This is a genomic window from Micromonospora sp. NBC_00362 (assembly GCF_026342155.1).
Classification (GTDB): Bacteria; Actinomycetota; Actinomycetes; order Mycobacteriales; family Micromonosporaceae; genus Micromonospora; species Micromonospora hortensis.
In genome coordinates this window covers 5,709,149-5,728,510 of the sequence record NZ_JAPENH010000001.1, presented here as the reverse complement: position 1 = coordinate 5,728,510, position 19,362 = coordinate 5,709,149, and the positions used below count along the sequence as shown (strand labels likewise).

At 72.6% G+C, this 19,362-nt stretch carries 14 protein-coding genes; 3 read left to right on the top strand and 11 right to left on the bottom strand.

Annotated elements, in window-relative coordinates:
* Positions 1-10 precede the first annotated feature (10 nt).
* Positions 11-436, bottom strand: coding sequence for a hypothetical protein (locus OG992_RS26405; RefSeq protein ID WP_238687354.1), 426 nt, complete (start codon positions 434-436; stop codon positions 11-13).
* Positions 429-1,718 (bottom strand): serine hydroxymethyltransferase, encoded by a 1,290-nt coding sequence (gene glyA, locus OG992_RS26400; RefSeq protein ID WP_196919496.1) that lies wholly within the window; start codon positions 1,716-1,718, stop codon positions 429-431. The genes OG992_RS26405 and glyA overlap by 8 nt, the downstream gene beginning before the upstream one ends.
* 35 nt (positions 1,719-1,753) lie before the next feature.
* On the opposite strand from glyA, the gene OG992_RS26395 reads away from it, so the two are divergent.
* A complete protein-coding gene (locus OG992_RS26395) occupies positions 1,754-3,217 on the top strand; it encodes an SDR family oxidoreductase (RefSeq protein WP_266304552.1) in 1,464 nt (487 codons plus the stop codon).
* A gap of 206 nt (positions 3,218-3,423) precedes the next feature.
* Here the strand turns inward: OG992_RS26395 and OG992_RS26390 are convergent, their stop codons facing one another.
* The 4 genes from OG992_RS26390 to prmC form a co-directional block, all read right to left on the bottom strand.
* The gene (locus OG992_RS26390; RefSeq protein WP_266304551.1) at positions 3,424-5,535 is read right to left on the bottom strand and encodes a transglycosylase domain-containing protein; all 2,112 of its coding nucleotides are present in this window, start codon (positions 5,533-5,535) and stop codon (positions 3,424-3,426) included.
* Positions 5,536-5,641: 106 nt separating this feature from the next.
* A complete protein-coding gene (locus OG992_RS26385) occupies positions 5,642-6,253 on the bottom strand; it encodes a phosphotyrosine protein phosphatase (RefSeq protein ID WP_266304550.1) in 612 nt (203 codons plus the stop codon).
* The gene (locus tag OG992_RS26380) at positions 6,254-6,901 is read right to left on the bottom strand and encodes an L-threonylcarbamoyladenylate synthase (protein ID WP_091406475.1); all 648 of its coding nucleotides are present in this window, start codon (positions 6,899-6,901) and stop codon (positions 6,254-6,256) included.
* Complete coding sequence (prmC, locus tag OG992_RS26375; RefSeq protein ID WP_266304549.1) at positions 6,901-7,848, bottom strand: peptide chain release factor N(5)-glutamine methyltransferase; 948 nt, start codon at positions 7,846-7,848, stop codon at positions 6,901-6,903. The genes OG992_RS26380 and prmC overlap by 1 nt, the downstream gene beginning before the upstream one ends.
* Positions 7,849-7,921: 73 nt before the next feature.
* On the opposite strand from prmC, the gene OG992_RS26370 reads away from it, so the two are divergent.
* Positions 7,922-9,466, top strand: coding sequence for a diguanylate cyclase (locus tag OG992_RS26370; RefSeq protein ID WP_238687359.1), 1,545 nt, complete (start codon positions 7,922-7,924; stop codon positions 9,464-9,466).
* Between the two features lie 64 nt (positions 9,467-9,530).
* Here OG992_RS26370 and prfA read toward each other — a convergent pair whose 3' ends face one another.
* Complete coding sequence (prfA, locus tag OG992_RS26365; protein ID WP_091405908.1) at positions 9,531-10,619, bottom strand: peptide chain release factor 1; 1,089 nt, start codon at positions 10,617-10,619, stop codon at positions 9,531-9,533.
* Positions 10,620-10,752: 133 nt separating this feature from the next.
* Positions 10,753-10,977, bottom strand: a complete 225-nt coding sequence (gene rpmE, locus OG992_RS26360; RefSeq protein WP_030333150.1) for a 50S ribosomal protein L31 — start codon at positions 10,975-10,977, stop codon at positions 10,753-10,755.
* 273 nt (positions 10,978-11,250) lie between these two features.
* On the opposite strand from rpmE, the gene OG992_RS26355 reads away from it, so the two are divergent.
* Entirely contained in the window at positions 11,251-12,147 is an 897-nt protein-coding gene (locus tag OG992_RS26355) for an AAA family ATPase (protein ID WP_266304548.1), read from the top strand.
* A gap of 44 nt (positions 12,148-12,191) precedes the next feature.
* Here OG992_RS26355 and OG992_RS26350 read toward each other — a convergent pair whose 3' ends face one another.
* From OG992_RS26350 to thrB, 3 genes are all read right to left on the bottom strand, one after another.
* Positions 12,192-15,686 carry a phosphodiester glycosidase family protein gene (locus tag OG992_RS26350; RefSeq protein ID WP_266304547.1) on the bottom strand — a complete coding sequence of 1,165 codons (3,495 nt, stop codon included), beginning with the start codon at positions 15,684-15,686 and terminating at the stop codon, positions 12,192-12,194.
* Positions 15,687-15,883: 197 nt separating this feature from the next.
* Entirely contained in the window at positions 15,884-18,085 is a 2,202-nt protein-coding gene (gene rho, locus OG992_RS26345; protein WP_266304546.1) for a transcription termination factor Rho, read from the bottom strand.
* Positions 18,086-18,381: 296 nt separating this feature from the next.
* Positions 18,382-19,326 (bottom strand): homoserine kinase, encoded by a 945-nt coding sequence (gene thrB, locus OG992_RS26340; protein ID WP_266304545.1) that lies wholly within the window; start codon positions 19,324-19,326, stop codon positions 18,382-18,384.
* Between the last annotated feature and the right edge of the window lie 36 nt (positions 19,327-19,362).

Here is a 19,362-nt window from a genome sequence, read left to right as displayed (position 1 = left end):
GACCGCCAGGTCAGCCGCGCGGTCGGCGAGCGTGCACCGTGGTCAGCCACCAGAGGTGCACCGCTGTCCACACTGCCACCCCGGCGACGATGCCAAGGCAAAGAGGGATCAATCCGGGCCAACCGGTCGACGCCACCGCCACCAGCACCACGCCCAGCAGGCTGAACTTCAACACGTACAGGCCCAGGCCGAGCGGCAGCAGCAACTGCGGGTTGACCTGGTCGGCCCGGGCCAGCACCACTGTGGTGAGGGTGTAGCTGAGCACCGTGACGCCCACGCCGGCCGCCGCGCCGAGCGCGCCCGTCACGCCGCCGGTCACCCCACCGACCACCGCCGCGACCGCGGCGAGCGCCGCCGACGCGGCCAACAGCACCGGCAGGTGCCGCAACCGCCACCGCCGGTCGGTGTCCGGCTCGACCACCCCGGGCTCAGCCACGGGGGTACGCCGGGAACGCCGCGACCAGCTCGGACACCTCGGCACCGAGGCGGGTCAACTCGTCGGCCCCGCCCGGAGCGCCGGGATCGGTGCGCACCGCGCGGGCGATCAGGGTCGCCACCTGGCGCAGCTCCCCCTCGCGCATCCCCTGCGTGGTGACGCTCGGTGTGCCCACCCGGATGCCGGAGGCCACCATCGGCGGCTGCGGGTCGTACGGGATGGCGTTCTTGTTCAGGGTGATCGACGCGGCGTCGCAGCGGCGCTCGGCCTCGGCGCCGGTCACCCCCAGCTCCCGAAGGTCGATCAGGGCGAGGTGGGTGTCGGTGCCACCGGACACCGGGCGCATCCCCTCGTCGGCCAGCCCGGCGGCGAGCGCCTGGGCGTTGCTGACCACCTGCCGGGCGTACGTCTGGAACTCCGGCTGGGCGGCCTCGCGCAGCGCGACCGCCTTCGCCGCTACCGCGTGCATCAGCGGGCCGCCCTGGGTGAACGGGAAGACCGCCTTGTCGATCCGCTGGGCCAGCGACTCGCGGCACAGGATCATGCCGCCGCGCGGCCCGCGCAGCACCTTGTGGGTGGTGGCGCAGACGACATCGGCGTACGGCACCGGGGACGGGATCGCCCGGCCGGCGACCAGGCCGATGAAGTGCGCCGCGTCCACCATCAGGTACGCGCCGACCTCGTCGGCGATCTCCCGGAACCGCGCGAAGTCGATCAGGCGCGGGTACGCGGTGGCGCCACAGATGATCAGCTTGGGTCGGTGCGCGCGCGCCAGGTCCCGTACCTCGTCGTAGTCGATCTGCTCGGTGTCCGGCCGCACCGGGTAGCCGACCGGGTGGAACCACTTGCCGGAGAAGTTCACCCGGCTGCCGTGGGTGAGGTGCCCGCCGTGCGGCAGGTCCATCGCCAGCACCGTGTCCCCCGGCTGCACCAGCGCGGCGTACGCGGCGAGGTTGGCGCTCGCCCCGGAGTGCGGCTGGAGGTTGGCGTGCTCGGCCCCGAAGAGCTCCTTGGCCCGGGCGATGCCGATCTCCTCGGCCCGGTCCACCTCGGCGCAGCCGCCGTAGTAGCGCCGACCCGGGTAACCCTCGGCGTACTTGTTGGTCAGCGTCGAGCCGAGCGCGGCCAGCACCGCCGGCGAGGTCAGGTTCTCGCTGGCGATGAGCTGCAGGCCGCCGCGCAACCGGTCCAACTCGCCGAGGACCACCCCGGCGATCTCCGGGTCGGTGGCCCTGAGCTGCGCGAAATCCGGCCCCCAGAAGGTGCTCGTCTCGGTCTCCACAGCGAACGAGTCTAGGGGGCCGCACACTGGAACCCGTGAGATGCCTCGTCACCGGCGCTACCGGCTACATCGGCGGGCGGCTGACACCGCTGCTGCTCGCCGACGGACACACCGTGCGCTGCCTCGCCCGCAAGGCGGTGCGGCTGCGCGACGTGCCCTGGGCCTCGGCGGCCGACATCGTCGAAGGCGACCTGAGTCGACCGGAGACGCTGGCCGCCGCGTTCGCCGACGTGGACGTCGCGTACTTCCTGGTGCACTCCTTGGGCCGGTCCGACTTCGAGGCGGCCGACCGGACGGCGGCGACCAACTTCGCGGCGGCGGCGCAGACGGCCGGCGTACGGCGGATCGTCTACCTGGGCGGCCCGGAGCCGGCTTCCGACGCGGAGGTGCCATCTCCGCACCTGCGGTCCCGCGCCGAGGTGGGCCGGATCCTGCTCGGCAGCGGGGTGCCCACGGCGGTGCTCCGCGCCGCGGTGATCATCGGGTCCGGCTCGGCGTCGTTCGAGATGCTGCGTTACCTGACCGAGCGGCTGCCCGCCATGATCACGCCGCGCTGGGTCCGCAACCGGATCCAACCGATCGCGGTCCGCGACGTGCTGCACTACCTGTCCGGCTGCGCCGACCTGCCTGCCGAGGTCAACAGGGGTTTCGACGTCGGCGGGCCGGACGTGCTGACCTTCCGCGAAATGATGCAGCGCTACGCCCGGGTGGCCGGGCTGCGCCAGCGGATCATCGTGCCGGTCCGCCCACTCACGCCGTCGCTCTCCTCGCACTGGGTCGGGCTGATCACCCCGGTGCCGAACAAGATCGCCCGCCCGCTGGTGGAGAGCCTGATCCACGAGGCGGTAGCCCACGAACACGACATCGCCCGCTACATCCCGGACCCACCCGGCGGGCTGACCGGCTTCGACGAGGCCGTGGCGCTGGCGCTGGCCAAGGTGCGCGACGCCCAGGTGGAGACCCGCTGGTCCACAGCGAGCGGCTCGGACGCGCCCGCCGAGCCACTGCCCACCGACCCGGTGTGGTCCGGTGGCACCGCCTACACCGACGTGCGGGAGCGGGCGGTGGACGCCCCACCAGCGGCGCTCTGGCGGGTCGTCGAGGGCGTCGGTGGCGAACACGGCTGGTACTCGTTCCCCCTCGCCTGGTCGATCCGAGGCTGGCTGGACCGGCTGGTCGGCGGGGTCGGACTGCGCCGGGGTCGACGCGACCCGCACCGCCTCCAGGTCGGCGAGGCGCTGGACTTCTGGCGGGTCGAGGAGATCGTCCCGGGCGAGCTGCTGCGACTGCGCGCCGAGATGCGGCTGCCCGGCCGGGCCTGGTTGGAGATGCGGGTAGTGCCGGCCGACGACGGCCGTAGCCGCTACCAGCAACGCGCCGTCTTCCTGCCGCGTGGCCTGCCGGGGCACGCCTACTGGAAGTCGGTGGCCCCGTTCCACGCTGTGGTCTTCGGCGGAATGGCCCGCAACATAGCCCGCAACGCCGAACAAACCCCCTAACCACACCCCGACCCCACACCCCGACCCCACACCCCGCACCCCGCTCCCCGCTCCCCGCTCCCCGCTCCCCGCTCCCCGCTCCCCGCTCCCCGCTCCCCGGCGATCTTGCACTTTGTGTTGCCGATTTACGGGGTCTCGGCACCTTTTGTCACGACAGAAAGTGCAAGATCGGCGGGATGGGTGGGGTGGGGTGGGATGGGGTGGGGTTAGTTGCCGGCTTGGGGTTGGGCTTGGAAGGCGGTTCGTCCGCTCGGCGGGACGAAGTCGCGGACCGGTTGGTCGCGCAGGGCGAAGGCGAGCACCTCGCCGACCGCGTTCACGATCTGGGCCTGCACCGCCTGACCGACCGCGTCCCGGGGATCGTCCGGGTTCGCCGCCATCGAGGCGACCGCGAGTTGCGGCGTGAACGCCACCACCGTCTCCGTCTCGTACCGCTCCGAGCTGCCGGTCTTGCCCGCCACCGGACGGCCGAGCTTCGCCCGCAACCCGGGAGCGGTGGCGCCGTCGCAGCGCCCGTACATCGACTGGTCGCCGACCGGGCAGCGGGCCGCGTCGGTCGCTGCCCGCGCCACGTCGGCGTCGAGCACCTGCCGGCAGTCCGGCTTGGCGGCGTCGACCGGCCTGCCGCCCGAATCGGTGATCGAGACCACCGGCAGCGGCGCGCACCAGGTTCCCTCGGCCGCCACAGTGGCGTACGCGCTGGCCAGGTCCAACGGGGTGGTCGCGGCCACGCCCAGTGTGAACGGACCCCAGTCCTTCGCGCCGTAGCGGGCCAGCTTGGCGTCGGACTCGGCTCGCAGCACGATGCCGAGCCGCTCAGCCATCTCCACCACCCGGTCGGCGCCGACCTTTTCGGTGAGCCAGGCGAAGTACGTGTTCACCGAGCGGCCGAACGCGCTCCACATGGTGCGGGGGCCGTCCATCGACGACGGGCTGGCGTTCGCCGGGCACCACCGTCCGTCGCAGCTCGCCTCCCCGGTCACCGGGAAGCGGGTGAGCAACTGGGTCGGCGCCACGAAGTCGGTCGACAGCGGTAGGCCGGATTCCAGCGCGGCCAGCAGGGTGAAGAGCTTGAACGTCGAGCCGCCCTGGTACCCCTCGATCGCGCCGCCGCCGGCGATCAACTGGTTGACGGTGTTCGGGCGGTTCTTCTGCCCGACCGGGTTGCCCGCGACGCTGTAGGCGCGGTTCACCGACATCGCCAGCACCCGCCCGGTGCCCGGTTGCACCACCGCGGTGGGCAACGCCTCGGCCCTGGTCGTCGGATAGATCCTCAACACCTGCTCGGTGGTGGCCCGCTGCACGCCCGGGTCCAGCGACGACACGATGGAGAAGCCGCCCCGGCGCAGCGCGCGCTGCCGCTCGTCGGCTGTCGCCCCGAACGCGGGCTGGCTGCTCCACCAGCGGGTGAACCAGTCGCAGAAGAAGCCCCAGTCGTTGTGCGCGTCGGGCACGCCCGTGCAGTCGTTCGGGGTCTCGCTGGTGCGCAGTTGCAGCGGCTCGGCCCGCGCGGCGGCCGCCGCGTCCGCCGGCACCTGTCCCGACTCCACCAGCCGTTCCAACACGTACGACCGCCGGGCCACAGCGCTGTCCGCGTCGCCGTTTATCGGATCGTCGCTGTCGGGCGAACGCACGAGACCGGCGAGCAGTGCCGCCTGGGCCAGGGTCAGCTCGGCCGGGGAGCGGGAGAAGTACCGCTTGCTGGCCGCCGCGATGCCGTACGCCCCGGCGCCGAAGTAGGCGATGTTGAGGTAACGGGTCAGGATCTCGTCCTTGTCGAGTTCCCGCTCCAACGCGAGCGCGTACCGCATCTCCTGGAGCTTGCGGACGGTGGTGAGTTCGGTGGCGGCGTCCCGCTGCGCCTCGGTCAGCCGGGGGTCGTTGCTGAGCACGTTGCGGACGTACTGCATGGTCAGCGTGGAGGCGCCCTGCCGGGTCCGGCCGTCGCGCTTGTTGACTGTGAACGCGCGCACCACGCCCCGCAGGTCGACACCGCTGTGCTGGTAGAACCGGACGTCCTCGGCGGCCACGATCGCCCGGCGCATGACCGGAGCCACCTCGTGCAGCGGCACGTCCACCCGGTCCTCCTGGTAGAAGGAGGTGATCAGGGTCGTGCCGTCGTTGGCGTAGAGGTTGGAGCGCTGCGCGGTGGGTGGCGTCCGGAGTGTGTTCGGCAGCTCCGAGTACGGCGTCGACAGGGCGCTGAAGCCGATCCCGAAGACCAGGGCCGCGGGTAGGGCGGCGGCGGCCAGCACCAACCCGGCCAGCACTCCGGCGATCACCACGGTCAGCAGTTTGTCGAGTTGGGCCCGGATCATCAGCTCTCCCCGCAGGAGCCGGTCACGCTAGGACCCGTTCAGAATGACCCGGAACGCCCCTTTAGCCCTGGGTTTTCCCCAAACCCGGAGGAAACTCGCACCACGCTCAGGGCAGCAGCGCGCCGGCCAGCGGGTGGACCGTCTCCTCGATCTCGTCGGCGACCCGGCTGAAGCACTGGTCGCCACGACCCCACGGGTCGTCCAGATCATCGGTGGTCAGCGCCGAGGCGCCCAGCCGCGCGTCGTGAGCCGCCGCCACCAGGGCCATCCCCCGGGCGTACACGGCCTCCGGGGTGGCGTCACCCGGCGGCAGCGCGGCGGCGTCCACAGCGGCCAGCAGCCGGCCGAACTCGCCCAGCACGAACGCGCGGGCCGCAGCGTCCGGACGAAGCGCCACCACGTACTCCTGCTGGTCGGCGGTGGCGGTCAGGACCAGGTCGGCGGCGTCGATGTGGTCCGAGCGCAGCTTGCGCGCGGCGAACCCCGCCACGTCCCCACCACGGCCGGTGACCTGCCGTGCCGCCGGCGGGTTCATCTCCTCGCCCGCGTGCCAGCCACCAGTGCCGGCGCTGTGGCTGTGCACCAACTCCTCGGCCTGGGCCGGGTCCTGCGAACGCCGGGTCAGCCGCTCCCGCACCGCCAGGGCCAGCAGCCGCTCCGCCATCGGCGAGCGGCAGATGTTGCCCATGCAGACGTGCAGAACAGTGAACGGGGGCACTCAGACCGCCCGACCGTCGACGAGATCCGGAACCACGTCGCGCAGCTTCTCCAGCGGGATCGCCCCGGCCCGCAACAGCTGCGGCACCTCACCGGTCAGATCCACGATCGTGCTGGGCACCGGGTCCGGGCAGGGCCCGGCCTCCAGGTAGGCCCGCACCGAGTAGCTGAGCTGGTCACGTGCCTCGTCGGCGGTGACCGCGGCCGGCTGGCCGGTCTTGTTGGCCGACGAGACCGCCATCGGGCCGGTCTCGCGCAGCACCTCCAACGCCACCGGGTGCAGTGGCATCCGCACCGCCACAGTGCCGGTCTTGTCGCCCAGGTCCCACTGCAGGCTCGGCGAGTGCTCGACCACGATCGTCAGGGCACCCGGCCAGAACGCCTCCACGAGGTCCCGGGCGGCGGTGGGCAGCGAGAAGACCAACCCGTCCAGGGTGTGCCGCGAGCCGATCAGCACCGGCGGCGGCATCTGCCGACCCCGGCCCTTGGCATCGAGCAGCGCCTTCACCGCGTACGGGGTGAACGCGTCCGCGCCGATCCCATACACGGTGTCCGTCGGGAGAACGACCAGCTCGCCGTTCTTGACCGCCTCGATGGCCGCAGCGATGCCGCGGTCCCGATCGGCGGGCGACCGGCAGTCGTAGAGCATCACGAGGAGTCAGTCTGCCACGCCGGCCCGATCGGGGCGTGCTGGCCGTCCGCCCGTCGGGACGCGGTCGCGTAGCGGGGACGCCCGGTGAGGTCCAGATGCTCCGCGACAGCGGTGAAGCCGCCGTCCTGGGCGAGCAGCTCGGGCACCGCCGCGCCGTGGGTGTCGTCGTGCTCGACGCCGAACACACCCCCCGGGCGCAACAGCACCGCCGCCCGGGCGACGACCGGCCGGATCACCACCAGACCGTCCGCGCCGCCGAACACCGCCTCCGCCGGGTCGTGCCCGGCCACCTCCGGCGGGACCACGACGTCGTCCGGCACGTACGGCGGGTTGCAGAGCAGCACGTCCACCCGGCCCACCAGATCCGCCAGCAGATCCGGCGCGGTCACGTCGGCCTCCACCACCTCGATCGGCCGGTCCCCCGCCGCGGCCCGCTCCGCCGCGTTGCGCCGCAGCCACACCAGCGCCGCCGGGGACCGCTCCACAGCGATCACCCGCGCTCCCGGCAGCTCCTGAGCCACCGCCAGCGCGATCGCGCCCGAACCGCTGCACAGGTCCACCACCACCGGATCGGGCCGGCCCTGGGCCTGCTCGACACCCCAGCCGGCCAACAGCTCGGTCTCCGGCCGGGGCACGAAGACACCAGCGCCGACCGACAGCTCCAGGTGCCGGAACCCGGCCCGACCGGTCAGGTGTTGCAACGGCTCACGCGCGGCGCGGCGGCGCGTCAACTCGTCGAGCCGCACCAGTTGGTCGTCACTGAGGTCGTCGGCGAGAGCCAACCGACCCCGGGGAACGCCGAGCACGTACGCCGCCAGCAACTCGGCCTCCACCCGGGCCGAGCCGACCCCGGCGGCGCCGAGCGCGCGGGCCGCTCGGGCCACCGCGGCGGACGGCCGGATGGGGCCTGTCCCTTCGGGGGGGTGTTGCGGCAAAGTACTCACGACATAATCATGAAGCGTCGCGGGCGACGTGACGAACAGGTGCGCCCAGGCGCGCACGACAGGAGGTTGGCGGGTGGGCTGGCTCGACCGGGTCGATGACCAGGTTGACGCCCTGACGCACGCCCGGGCGTTGCAGGAGGCCAGCCGCTCCGCGGAGGCGTACGTCCTGCTGGAGCGTGTGATCCGCACCACCAACGATCCGGCGGCGCGGGCGGACGCGATGGTGCAGCGCCTCTCCGCGCTGATCAATCTCGGTCGGACCGCGGAGTTCACCCGGGCCATCGAAGAGGCGTCGGCGGCGGTCCGTGACCTCGCCGAGCCCTATCTGCACGGTCACCTCAACGCGTTGGCCGCGCTCGCCGCGCACCACCAGGGCGCACTGGACCGGTGCGTCATGCACCTCGTCCGGGCGGCCCGGGCGCTGGGCGCCGTCGCCGACCCGGACCGGGACACCGCCTGGGGTTGGCACGACCTGGCCATGGCCTACAGCTACCTCAGCTTCCACGGGTACGCCCTGGGCGCCATCGAGCGGGCCCGGCAGCTCGGGCTGACCTCCGGGATCCCGGAGGAGACGTTCGCCGCGCCGGGCATCCGGCTGCGCAACGCCGTGGCCCTCGACCACAACGGCGACAGCGACGGTTGTCTGCGGGTGCTCCGGGACGTGGCCGCCGACCTGACCCGCTTCGTCCGCGCCGGGCGGGCTGGCCAGCTACGCCCGAGCAGCCTCGCCGCGTACGGCTACGCGGCGGCCCGACAGGCCGCGCTCGGCGACCAGGTGGCCCCCGAAGGCCCCGAGCCGGCCCGGTTGATCACCCACGGCGGGGACAGCGCCCGTGCCCGCGACCTGCGTCAGCTCGGGCAGGTGTGCCTCGCCGTCGCCGACGGTAGGCCGATCGAGGCGGTCGCGCGACTGGATACCGTCCAGGTCTCCAACGAGACGCTCGGGGCGGCCGAGCCGGCCCGGCTGCGCAGCATCGCGTTGACCCGCGCCGGGGACCACCTGGCGGCGCACCGGGCCGACCGGCTGGCGTTCCGGCTCGCCGCGCAGCGCAACGACCGGCTGCGCGACGTCTACATCGACGGCATCGCCGCCCGCATCGACCACGAGGAGATGCGCCGCGAGGCGGCACGCTTCGAGGGCGAGGCGTTGACCGACCCGCTCACCGGGCTGCCCAACCGCCGCCGGCTGGAGCGCTACATCACTGCCGTTGTCACCCGCGGCGATCGAGTGGTGATCGGCGTCTGCGACCTGGACGGCTTCAAGGCGGTGAACACCCGGCACGGGCACCACTCAGGCGACCTGGTGCTGCAACGCATCGCCGGTGTGATCAACCGGGTGATGCGCCGGGGCGACTTCGTGGCCCGCTACGGCGGTGACGAATTCGTTGTGGTGCTGCCGGACACCGGCATGACCGAGGCCGCCGAGGTGGCCCGCCGGATCGAGGCCGCGGTCCGCCTGGAGGACTGGGAGTCGTTGGTCCCGGGCACCCCGGTCGGGGTGAGCATCGGCTTCGCCGAGGTCTCCGGTGGCAGCGGGCTGCGCGACGCGCTCAGCGTCGCGTTCGAGCAGGCCGACCGCGAGATGCTCCGCGCCAAGACCCGCCCCCGCGCGAGCTGACCCCCGCCAGGGGGCGCTGGCGCGGGCGTCGATCAAGCGCGGCGGGTCAGCTTGAGTGCCGTGGTCAGCGGCGGGTCAGCTCGGTGTCGCCAGCGAGCCGGGCGGCCCGGTCGGCCTCGGTGAGGGCGTCCAGTACCCCGTCCAACTCGCCGCCGAGCGCCAGATCCAGGTTGTACGCGGTGTAGCCGATCCGGTGATCGGTGATCCGGTTCTGCGGGAAGTTGTAGGTGCGGATCCGCTCCGAGCGGTCAACAGTGCGCACCTGGGCCTTGCGCGCGTCCGAGGCTGCGGCGTCGGCCTGCTCCTGGGCGGCGGCGAGCAGCCGGGCCCGCAGGATCCGCATCGCCTGCTCCCGGTTCTGCAACTGGGACTTCTCGTTCTGGCAGGAGACGACGATGCCGGTCGGCAGGTGGGTGATCCGCACCGCCGAGTCGGTGGTGTTCACCGACTGGCCACCCGGGCCGGACGAGCGGAACACGTCGATGCGCAGCTCGTTCTGGTCGATGGTGACGTCGACGTCCTCGGCCTCCGGCAGCACCAGCACCCCTGCGGCACTGGTGTGGATCCGGCCCTGCGACTCGGTCACCGGGACACGCTGCACCCGGTGTACGCCGCCCTCCCACTTGAGCCGCGACCAGACGCCGTTGCCGCCGTCCGGCACACCCTTGGTCTTGATCGCCAGGGAGACGTCCTTGACCCCGCCGAGGTCGGAGTCCTGTGCGTCGATCACCTCGGTGACCCAGCCGTGCCGCTCGGCGTAGCGGGTGTACATCCGCAGCAGGTCACCGGCGAACAGCGCCGACTCCTCGCCACCCTCACCGGCCTTGATCTCGACGATCACGTCCTTGGCGTCGTGCGGGTCGCGGGGAATGAGCAGCTCGGCGAGCCGCTCCTCCAGCACCGGCAGGGACCCGGCGATGGCGTCCGCCTCGGCCGCGAAGGACGGGTCCTCGGCGGCCAGCTCGCGAGCCGCGGCCAGATCGGCGCGGGCCTGCTCCAACTCGTCGGCGGCCTTGTGCAGCGGCACCAGCTCGGCGTACCGGCGACCGACCCTGCGCGCGGTGGCCTGGTCGGCGTGGATGGCCGGATCGGCCAGCCGCTTCTCCAGTTCCGCGTACTCGTCGAGAAGGCCGGCCAGACGCTCGCTGCTCATGCTGCGGATGCTCCTTCGACGGTGCGCGACGACCGGGCCGGGGCCGAAAGGCCACCGGCCGGGCGGAATTGGAGGAAAACGCGGACGGCGCCCGCGTCCGGTGAAAAACCGGACGCGGGCGCCGAACGAGGAGTTACTTGGCCTTCTTGGCCTGAACCTTGGCGTACTTCTGCTGGAACTTCGCGACCCGGCCGGCGGTGTCGAGAACGCGCTGCTTACCGGTGTAGAACGGGTGGCAGGCGCTGCAGGTCTCGGCGTGGATCGCCCCGCCCTTGGCGGTGCTGCGGGTCGTGAACGTGTTGCCACAGGAGCAGCTGACCTCGGTGGTCACGTACTCCGGGTGGATGTTTGCCTTCATCGCCTCGGTCCTCTCGTTGGTGGTCGCCGGGTCGCCGTCATCGCTCGTCGCGCCGTACGCGACGGGCTCGGGCGTGAACCGGAACCGGTGGCCGATTGACCAGTGTGCCATGGGCCTGAGCCGACCCGGTAATCGGGCCGCACACCTCGTCCGGCATCGTCAACACGTGCCTACCCGTCCGCATTCCCGCCGCCCGGCGGGGCATTCGCGCACCCGGCGGATCGCCGCCAGGTACCCCGGCCGGGGTACGCCCGTCGAGCCGGAGGTGCGTCCATGACCCGCCTGATCGCCACCCGGGGACTGCCCGCCTCGGGCAAGACGACGTTCGCCCGCACGCTCCAGCCGTCCGTATCGCGGGTCAACCGGGACGATCTGCGCCGGATGTTGCACGGCGAGCGGTTGTTCACCCAGTGGGCCGAGGCGCAGGTGACCGCCGTACAGCAGGCTCAGGTCGAGGCGCTGCTGCGGGCCAGAGCGGACGTCTGCGTGGACGACACCAATCTGCGCGCGCGGACCCTGCGGGGCTGGGCCGAGCTGGCCGCCCGCCACGGCGCGGACTTCGAGGTGCACGACTTCACCGACGTGCCGCTTGACGAGTGCCTGCGCCGCGACGCCGCCCGGCCGGCCGCCGACCAGGTCGGCGCGGACGCGATCCGCCGGCTGCACGAGCGGTACCTGCAGGGGCGGGAGCTGCCGTTGCCGGTGCCGCAGGCCCGCACCGGCAGCCCCGCCGTGGTGCACCCGCCGTCGACCGAGCCACCGGAGATCGTCCTGGTGGACATCGACGGCACCGTCGCGCTGGCCGTCTCCCGCAGCCCGTACGACATGACCCGGGTGGGCCAGGACCAGCCGAACACGGCGGTGATCGCGGCGGTCCGGGCGATGCACGCCGCCGGCTACGGGGTGGTCTTCTGCTCCGGGAGGGACGCCTCCGCCCGCGCGGCCACCGAGGCGTGGCTGGCCCGGCACGTACGAGTGCCCTACCTGGGCCTGCACCTGCGGGCCATCGGTGACTCCCGGAAGGACTCGATCGTCAAGCGGGAGATCTACGACCGGGAGATCCGAGACCGTTACCGGGTGGCCGGCGTCTTCGACGACCGCGTCCAGGTGGTCCAGATGTGGCGATCCCTCGGCCTCACCGTCTTCCAGGTGGCCGACGGCGACTTCTGAGGTGTCCGGACGGGCCCTCACGCGTGGGGGCCCGTCCGGACAGTTCACCCGGTGACGGTGATGGTGGCCTCGGCACGGACGCCGTTGACCTCGACCGCCAGGCGTATCGGCGCGCCGGGCCGCAGTGCGGTCAGGGTGCCGGTGGCCGGGTCGAATCGGGCGGTGTGCCACTGGCGCACCCCGGCCGCCGAGCCGACGTGCACTCCCGGCGAGGCCGACCAGTCGGCGCTGACCGGTGCGACCACCGGGACCGTACGCCCGCCGGGCTGGGTCAGCGTGGCGGTGACCGCGGCGGGGGTGCCGACCGCGACGCCGGCCGGGGCGGTCACCGTGAGGCGGTCGGCGTGCGCGTGGAACTCCGCGTCCACCCAGCGCGGGCCCTCGGCGAGCGGGTTACGACGGGCCCGGTCGGCCTCGGCCGGGGTCACCGGATCCACGCCGAACTCCGTCCACCCGGTGAAGCCGCCCTGATCGGCGGGGGTGGACGGCGTCTTGCCCGCGTTGCCGTTGATCACGTACGGCACACCGTCCACCCGGTCGGCGTGGAAGGTGCCGACGTGCCCGCCCACGAACAGCGCGCCCTTGCCGGTGCGGTGCTGGAAGTCGGCCAGCCACTGCTCCAGCAGCGCTGCCTCCTTGCGGTCGCCGAGCTGGCTGGCCTGCGCCGGGCTGGGGTCGCGCGGCGGGTGGTGGTGCAGGACGACCACCGAACCCACGCGCCGGTCGGTGGCCGCCGCGTCCAGCGTCTCCCGAAGCATCCGTACCTGGTCGAAGCCGCCGCCGCGCAGCGTCCCGGTGGACGAGTTCAGCGTGACGAACCGGGTGCCGTTGTGGTCGAACACCCGGGAGGTGGCGCCGAACGCGGCAGCGAAGTTGCTGATCGGGGCCCCCATGATCTCGTGGTTGCCGGGCACGTAGTACCAGGGCAGCGCGTCGCCCAACTCCTCGTCGAGGATCCGCCGGGCCAGCGCGAAGTCGGCCGGGTAGGCGGTGTCCACGAAGTCGCCGTTGATCAGCAGGAAGTCCGGCCGGGCCGCCCGCACCTCGCGCAACGTCCGCCGGGCCTGGGCGACCAGGTCGCTGTCCGGGTCGGCGGCGACGAACTGGGCGTCGGAGAGCACCGCGAACCGCCACGGCGCGCCGTCCACGGTGCCGTCGCGGACCACCACCCGATCGGTACGCGGGGCCACCTGCGGCACGTCGACAGTCGGGGGCACCTTAGCCACCAGGTCGTCGATGATCACCTCGCTGGTGTACTGCGCCGCGGCGTTCGTCTCGGCCACGTAGAAGCGGCGTACCCGCACCGGGTACTGCACCCCGGCCGGCACCGCGAACTCCACGTACCGCCAGCCGGTCCAGGTGATCAGTGGGCCGCGCAGCACGTGTTGGGTGTCCTGGGCGTCGTGCAGGTGCAGACTGGGCCACTCCCCGGTGCCGTTGCCGTGGATCCACATCCCGAAGGCCTGCGGCTGACCGGGCACCTCGATCCAGGCGGGTGGGTCGGCGTACGCGGCCCGCGTGCCGGTGGACTGGCTGAAGTCGTACGACATGCGCAGACCGGTGCCGGTGTGTCCGGGCGCCGGCGTGACCGAACCGCTGGCGCGGGCCTGGCTGAACCGCCAGGACGCCGCGTCGTCGAAACCGGCGACCGGCACGTCGGTCAGCCCGACGGTGACCGGCAGGACAGCGCTCGTGCGTCCGACGTGAACGGTCACCAGGCCCGAGCCGGTGTCCCGCAACGCGGCGATGGACAGGTTGCCGTCCCCGGTCGGAGTGATCCGCAGCAGGTCCCGGTCGTAGTCGACTGTGAGGTCGGCCGGCTCGATCGGCGCGGTGTTGCCCTCGGCGTCGTACCCGACCACGCCGATCGTGGCGTTGCCGTCCCGACCGGTCAACCCGACCCGCGGCTCGGTGGTGCCGATCCGGGCCAGCGGGCCGAGCACTGTGAGGTTCAGTGAGCCGGTGACCCGCCCCCGTGCGGCGGTGACCGTGCTGGCCCCCGGTGCGCCGGCGCGGAAGACGCCGTCACTGTCGACCCGGCCGCGTGCCGCCGGGGTCACCCGCCAGGTGGGGGCGCCCGCCGCCGGGCCGTACGTCTCGTCGTAGCCGGATGCGGTGAGGGTGCGGGTCAGCCCTGGGAAGACCCGGTCGGGCCGCCCACCTCGCACCGGTGAGACGCCCGGGGCGGCGGTGGGGTCGCTGGCCGTCTCGACCCAGTAACCGGTGAGTCGCCCACTGCCCTTAGGGGCGTAGATGGCCAGGCCGTTGGGCACGGCCCGCTCGCTGCCGTCGGAGGGGCCGTTCTCCAGCTGCACGTCGGGCGCGCCCGGTTCCCGGGCCAACAGCGTGGACGATCCGCCACCATCCAGGTTGAGCGCGTGATGGGCGCCCAGCTCGGCCATCATCCGGCCCATCTCGGTCTGCGTCACCCCGCGGCTGTCGACCTGACGGCCGTCCACCGTCAGCATGATCATTTTTCGACCGTCGGCGCTGAACCCGACGGCGGTGCGGGGGGCGAGGGTCGGGTCGGCGATGGTCTGCACGACGCCGCCGCGGACCAGGACGTTGCCGCCACCGACCGCCGCGTGCAGGGTGCTGCCGTCGGAGGGCTTCGGCCGCCAGGCCACCGTCACGGGGTCACCGGGGCGCAGGCCGGCCAGCGCGTCCGCGCCGAGATCGCGCCCGAGCAGCACGGTGCTGCCCGCGACGATCGGGCCGCTACCGGCCACGCTTCCCACCGCAGCCACCCGACCGTTGGTCACTGTGACCTCGACCACCCGCGCCGCGCCCTCCACGGCACGCTGTCGGGAGTACGTCCCCCACAGCTCGGTGAAGGCGCCGATGCCGTCGGCCTGCACCATGTTGTTGAACTGGGTCAGCGGGACCGGCCCGGTGGGCAGTGTGGCGCTGCCGTCGAAGTTCACCTCGATCACTCGCCCGAGGCCGTTCGTGGTGACCGCCACCGCGTTGCGGTGACCGCTGACCCCCGACTGGATCAGCTCGCCGTCGCGGACGCCGACGCCCTGGGCGGCACCGGAGTTGTTGATGTCGAAGAAGTCGCCGTTGACGGCGGCGACCGCGTGCGACTGGTCTACAGCCTTTCGCAGCGGCTCGGCCCGGCTGACCGCGCCGGAGTTGACGTAGTCGACGGTGGAGCCGCCGGCCAGGTCGGTGGTGAGCGCGTCGGCGCGCAGCCAACCCTCGGCGTCGTACCTGTCGAAGGACGTCAGCTGCACGCCCGGCGCGACCGGCCGGGTGGCAGTAGTGGTCTCCAGCCCGCCGGCCGGCTCCAGACCACCAGCGCCGGCGGTCGGGGCGGTCGCGACTGTCGGAGCGGCGGCCAGGCTGACCGAGCCGGCCGGGCGGGAGGACGCGGGCGGCGCGTCCTCGGCGATGGTGGGTGAGGCCACCGACGGTGGGGCCACTGTGGGCGGGTCGATGGTGGGTGCGGCGGTGGCCGGCGGCGACAGGGCCAGGGCGAGCACCGGCGTCAGCAGCAGGACGCCGGTGCGGCGGGCGGATCGTCTGCGGGTACGCATGGACGACAGTCAACCCGGCGATGAATAGAAGTTTCAATACCTGTCGACTGAACCGAAGGAAAATTCCATCACCGCGCGGCGCGGGCGTCATCTCCCGCCCGCTGCGGCTCCCGCCGACTGCCGGTGTCGGGCCCGGGAACATGACGAAGGGGCACGGCCGCGATGGCCGTGCCCCTTCGATCGTCACCCGGGGATGGTTACTCCCCCGGCGTCGACTTCGCGATCTGCATCAGGAACTCGATGTTCGTGCGGGACTGCTTGAGCCGGTCCAGCAGGAGATCCATCGCGGCCTGCGAGTCCAGCGAGTGCAGCACCTTCCGGAGCTTGTGGATGATGGCCAGCTCTTCCGGTGCGAGCAGGACCTCTTCCTTACGCGTACCGGACGGGTTGATGTCGATGGCCGGGAAGGTCCGCTTGTCGGCGATCTTCCGGTCCAGCTTCAACTCGGCGTTGCCGGTGCCCTTGAACTCCTCGAAGATGACCGTGTCCGCCATGGACCCGGTCTCCACCAACGCCGTGGCGATGATGGTCAGCGACCCGCCGTTCTCGATGTTGCGGGCCGCGCCGAGGAAGCGCTTCGGCGGGTACAGCGCGGTGGAGTCGATACCACCCGACATGATCCGACCGCTGGCCGGCGCCGCCAGGTTGTACGACCGACCGAGCCGGGTCACCGAGTCGAGCAGCACGACGACGTCGTGTCCAAGCTCGACGAGGCGCTTGGCCCGCTCGATGGCCAGCTCCGCCACCGTGGTGTGGTCCTGCGGCGGACGGTCGAACGTGGCCGCGATGACCTCGCCCTTGATCGACCGCTGCATGTCGGTGACCTCTTCAGGCCGCTCGTCCACCAGCACCACCATCAGGTGGCACTCCGGGTTGTTGCGGGTGATCGCGTTCGCGATCGCCTGCAGCACCATCGTCTTACCCGCCTTGGGCGGAGACTGGATGAGTGCCCGCTGGCCCTTGCCGATCGGCATGACCAGGTCGATGACCCGGGTGGTCAGGATGTGCGGCTCGGTCTCCAGCCGCAGGCGCTCCTGCGGGTAGAGCGGGGTGAGCTTGTAGAACTCCGGACGACGCCGGGCCTCCTCGGGCTCCATCCCGTTGATCGTGTCCAGCCGCATCAGCGGGTTGTACTTGTCGCGCCGCTGGTCGCCGGTGTTGCCGCCCTCGCGGGCCGCCCGCACCGCACCGGTGATCGCGTCACCGCGGCGCAGGCCGTACTTCTTGATCTGGGACATCGAGACGTACACGTCGTTCGGGCCGGCCAGGTAACCGGTCGTCCGCACGAAGGCGTAGTTGTCGAGCACGTCGATGATGCCGGCCACCGGGACGAGCACGTCGTCCTCGTTGACCTGCGGCTCACGCCCACCGGTGTCGGCACCGGTCTCGGTGCGCTCGCCGCGCCCGCGGCGACGGTCCCGGAAACGGCTGCGCCGGCCGCGCCGGCCGCCACCCTCGTCGTCGTCGTCGCTGTCCCGCTCGGCACGCTGACCACGGTCGTTGCGGTCGTTGCGGTCACCGCGGTCGGGTCGGTCGTTGCGCTCGGCCCGCTCACCCCGGTCGGAACGCTCGGTCCGGTCGTTGCGCTCGCCACGATCGGCACGCTCGCCCCGGTCGTTGCGCTCGGTCCGCTCGCCACGCTCGGTCCGCTCGCCACGGTCGGCACGCTCGGTCCGCTCGCCACGCTCGGTCCGCTCGCCACGGTCGGCACGCTCGGTCCGCTCGCCACGGTCGGTCCGCTCGCCACGGTCGGCACGCTCGGTCCGCTCGCCACGGTCGGCACGCTCGGTCCGGTCGGCACGCTCCGGACGCTCGGCCCGCTCGCGGCGGTTCTCGCCACGGTCGGCCCGCTCGCCGGCTTCCGCCTCGTCGGTACGCGTCTCGGTCGCCCGAGCCTCAGTCGCCCGAGCCTCAGTCGCCCGCGTCTCAGTCGCCCGCGCCTCGGTCGCCCGCGCCTCAGCGGGGCGAGCCTCGGTGGCACGGGCCTCTGCCGTTGCGGTCCGGCTCCGCCGGGTACGGCTACGGCCCTCGGTCTCGGCGGCCGGCTCGGCCGGCGCCTGCTCGGCACCGCGTCCTTCGGCTGCCGGCCGGTCGGCGGTCTCCCGCACCTCGGCGCGCACTCCCTCACGGGTCGGGGCGGCCGCGGCCGCGACCTCGGCCCGTGGTCGAGGGGTCCCGGCGGCGTTGCCGCCCTGCCGCTCGGAAATCGCGGCGATCAGCTCGCCCTTGCGCATGCGAGCCGTGCCGGAGATGCCGAGCGACGCAGCCAGGCTCTGCAGCTCTGGCAGCAGCATCGCCGACAGACCGGTGCCGCTACGCCGACGACGGGCGGGAGCGGCTGCGGTGGCATCGCCAGCGACGTTGGAAACATCCGACGTCACGTCGGTGGTGTCGCTCAATGGATTCCTTCCCTCGATAGGCCGGGACTGCCCGGAGTCGGAGCTCAGGTGGCCGGGCGGCCTCGGTGCACCCGCCTCGCAAGGACGCGTCGCGGGAGTCTGTGACACAGCAGCCGGTCGGTATCCCGACTCACCAACGTCGGTGAGCAGGTCTCGCCGTCTGCGGCGACCTGTGGAAACTGCGGTGCGGCGTGGGCCTTTGGCAGGGGTAGACGGGCTGACCGCCGAGAGCTTCGGGGGTGCGCCGCCCCGCAGGAGATCGCGTGCTTCGCGGCTGTGCTAGGTCTAGAGCGTAATCAACTCTTCCGACCTGCGGCAACAGGGTCCCGCTCGGCGTGTCCAAGTCTACCCCGTGCGACCCGCGCGCCGCTGACGTCTATCGGTAACTGCCAGATCTCCCAGTCTGTTCCCACTGGGAAGCCCGCTGGAGGCTGGCTGAACGCCAGCACGGTCGGCCCCGCCCCACTGACCACAGCTGCCACACCGGCCGCTCGCAACGCGCTGACCAGGGCAGATGTGCCTGGCATCCCGGCTGCGCGGTAATCCTGATGGAGTCTGTCGACGGTGGCCGGCAGCAGCAGGGTCGGGTCCGTGGTGAGCGCGTGCACCAGCAGCGCTGCCCGCCCGGCAGTCAACGCGGCGTCACCGTGCGGCACTGTTGCCGGCAAAGCCGCCCGCGCGGTCGCTGTCAAACCGCGTTCCGCCGGGACGAAAACAGTGGGCCGCACCGCTGCGGCGACCGGCAGGGAGACCGCCCGGGCGCCGCCCGGCTCGGACCAGGCCACCGTGAAACCGCCGAGCAGGCACGGCGCCACGTTGTCGGGGTGGCCCTCGATCTCGGCGGCCAGCCGCAGCGCGCCGGCGTCGTCGAGGTGGTGCTCCCCATCGACGACCAGGGCGCGGGCCAGCAGCACCCCGGCGACGATCGCGGCGGACGAGGAGCCCAGCCCACGTGCCTGGGGGATCCGGTTGACGCACTCCACGCTCAGCCCCGCGGGGTGGGCCCCGAGCACGTCGAACGCGGCACGCATGGCCCGCACCACCAAATGCCGGTCGTCGTCGGGCAGCTCACCGGCGCCCTGCCCGGTCACCATCACCCGAACACCACCCGAGGCGACCTCGGCGGCCACGTCGTCGTAGAGCCCGAGGGCGAGACCCAGCGCGTCGAAGCCCGGGCCCAGGTTGGCGCTGGTCGCCGGGACGCGGACCCGGACCGGCTCGGCGGTGAAGTTCGTCGGCACGCGCTCATGCTAGGGCCCGGGACCGACGAACCGGTC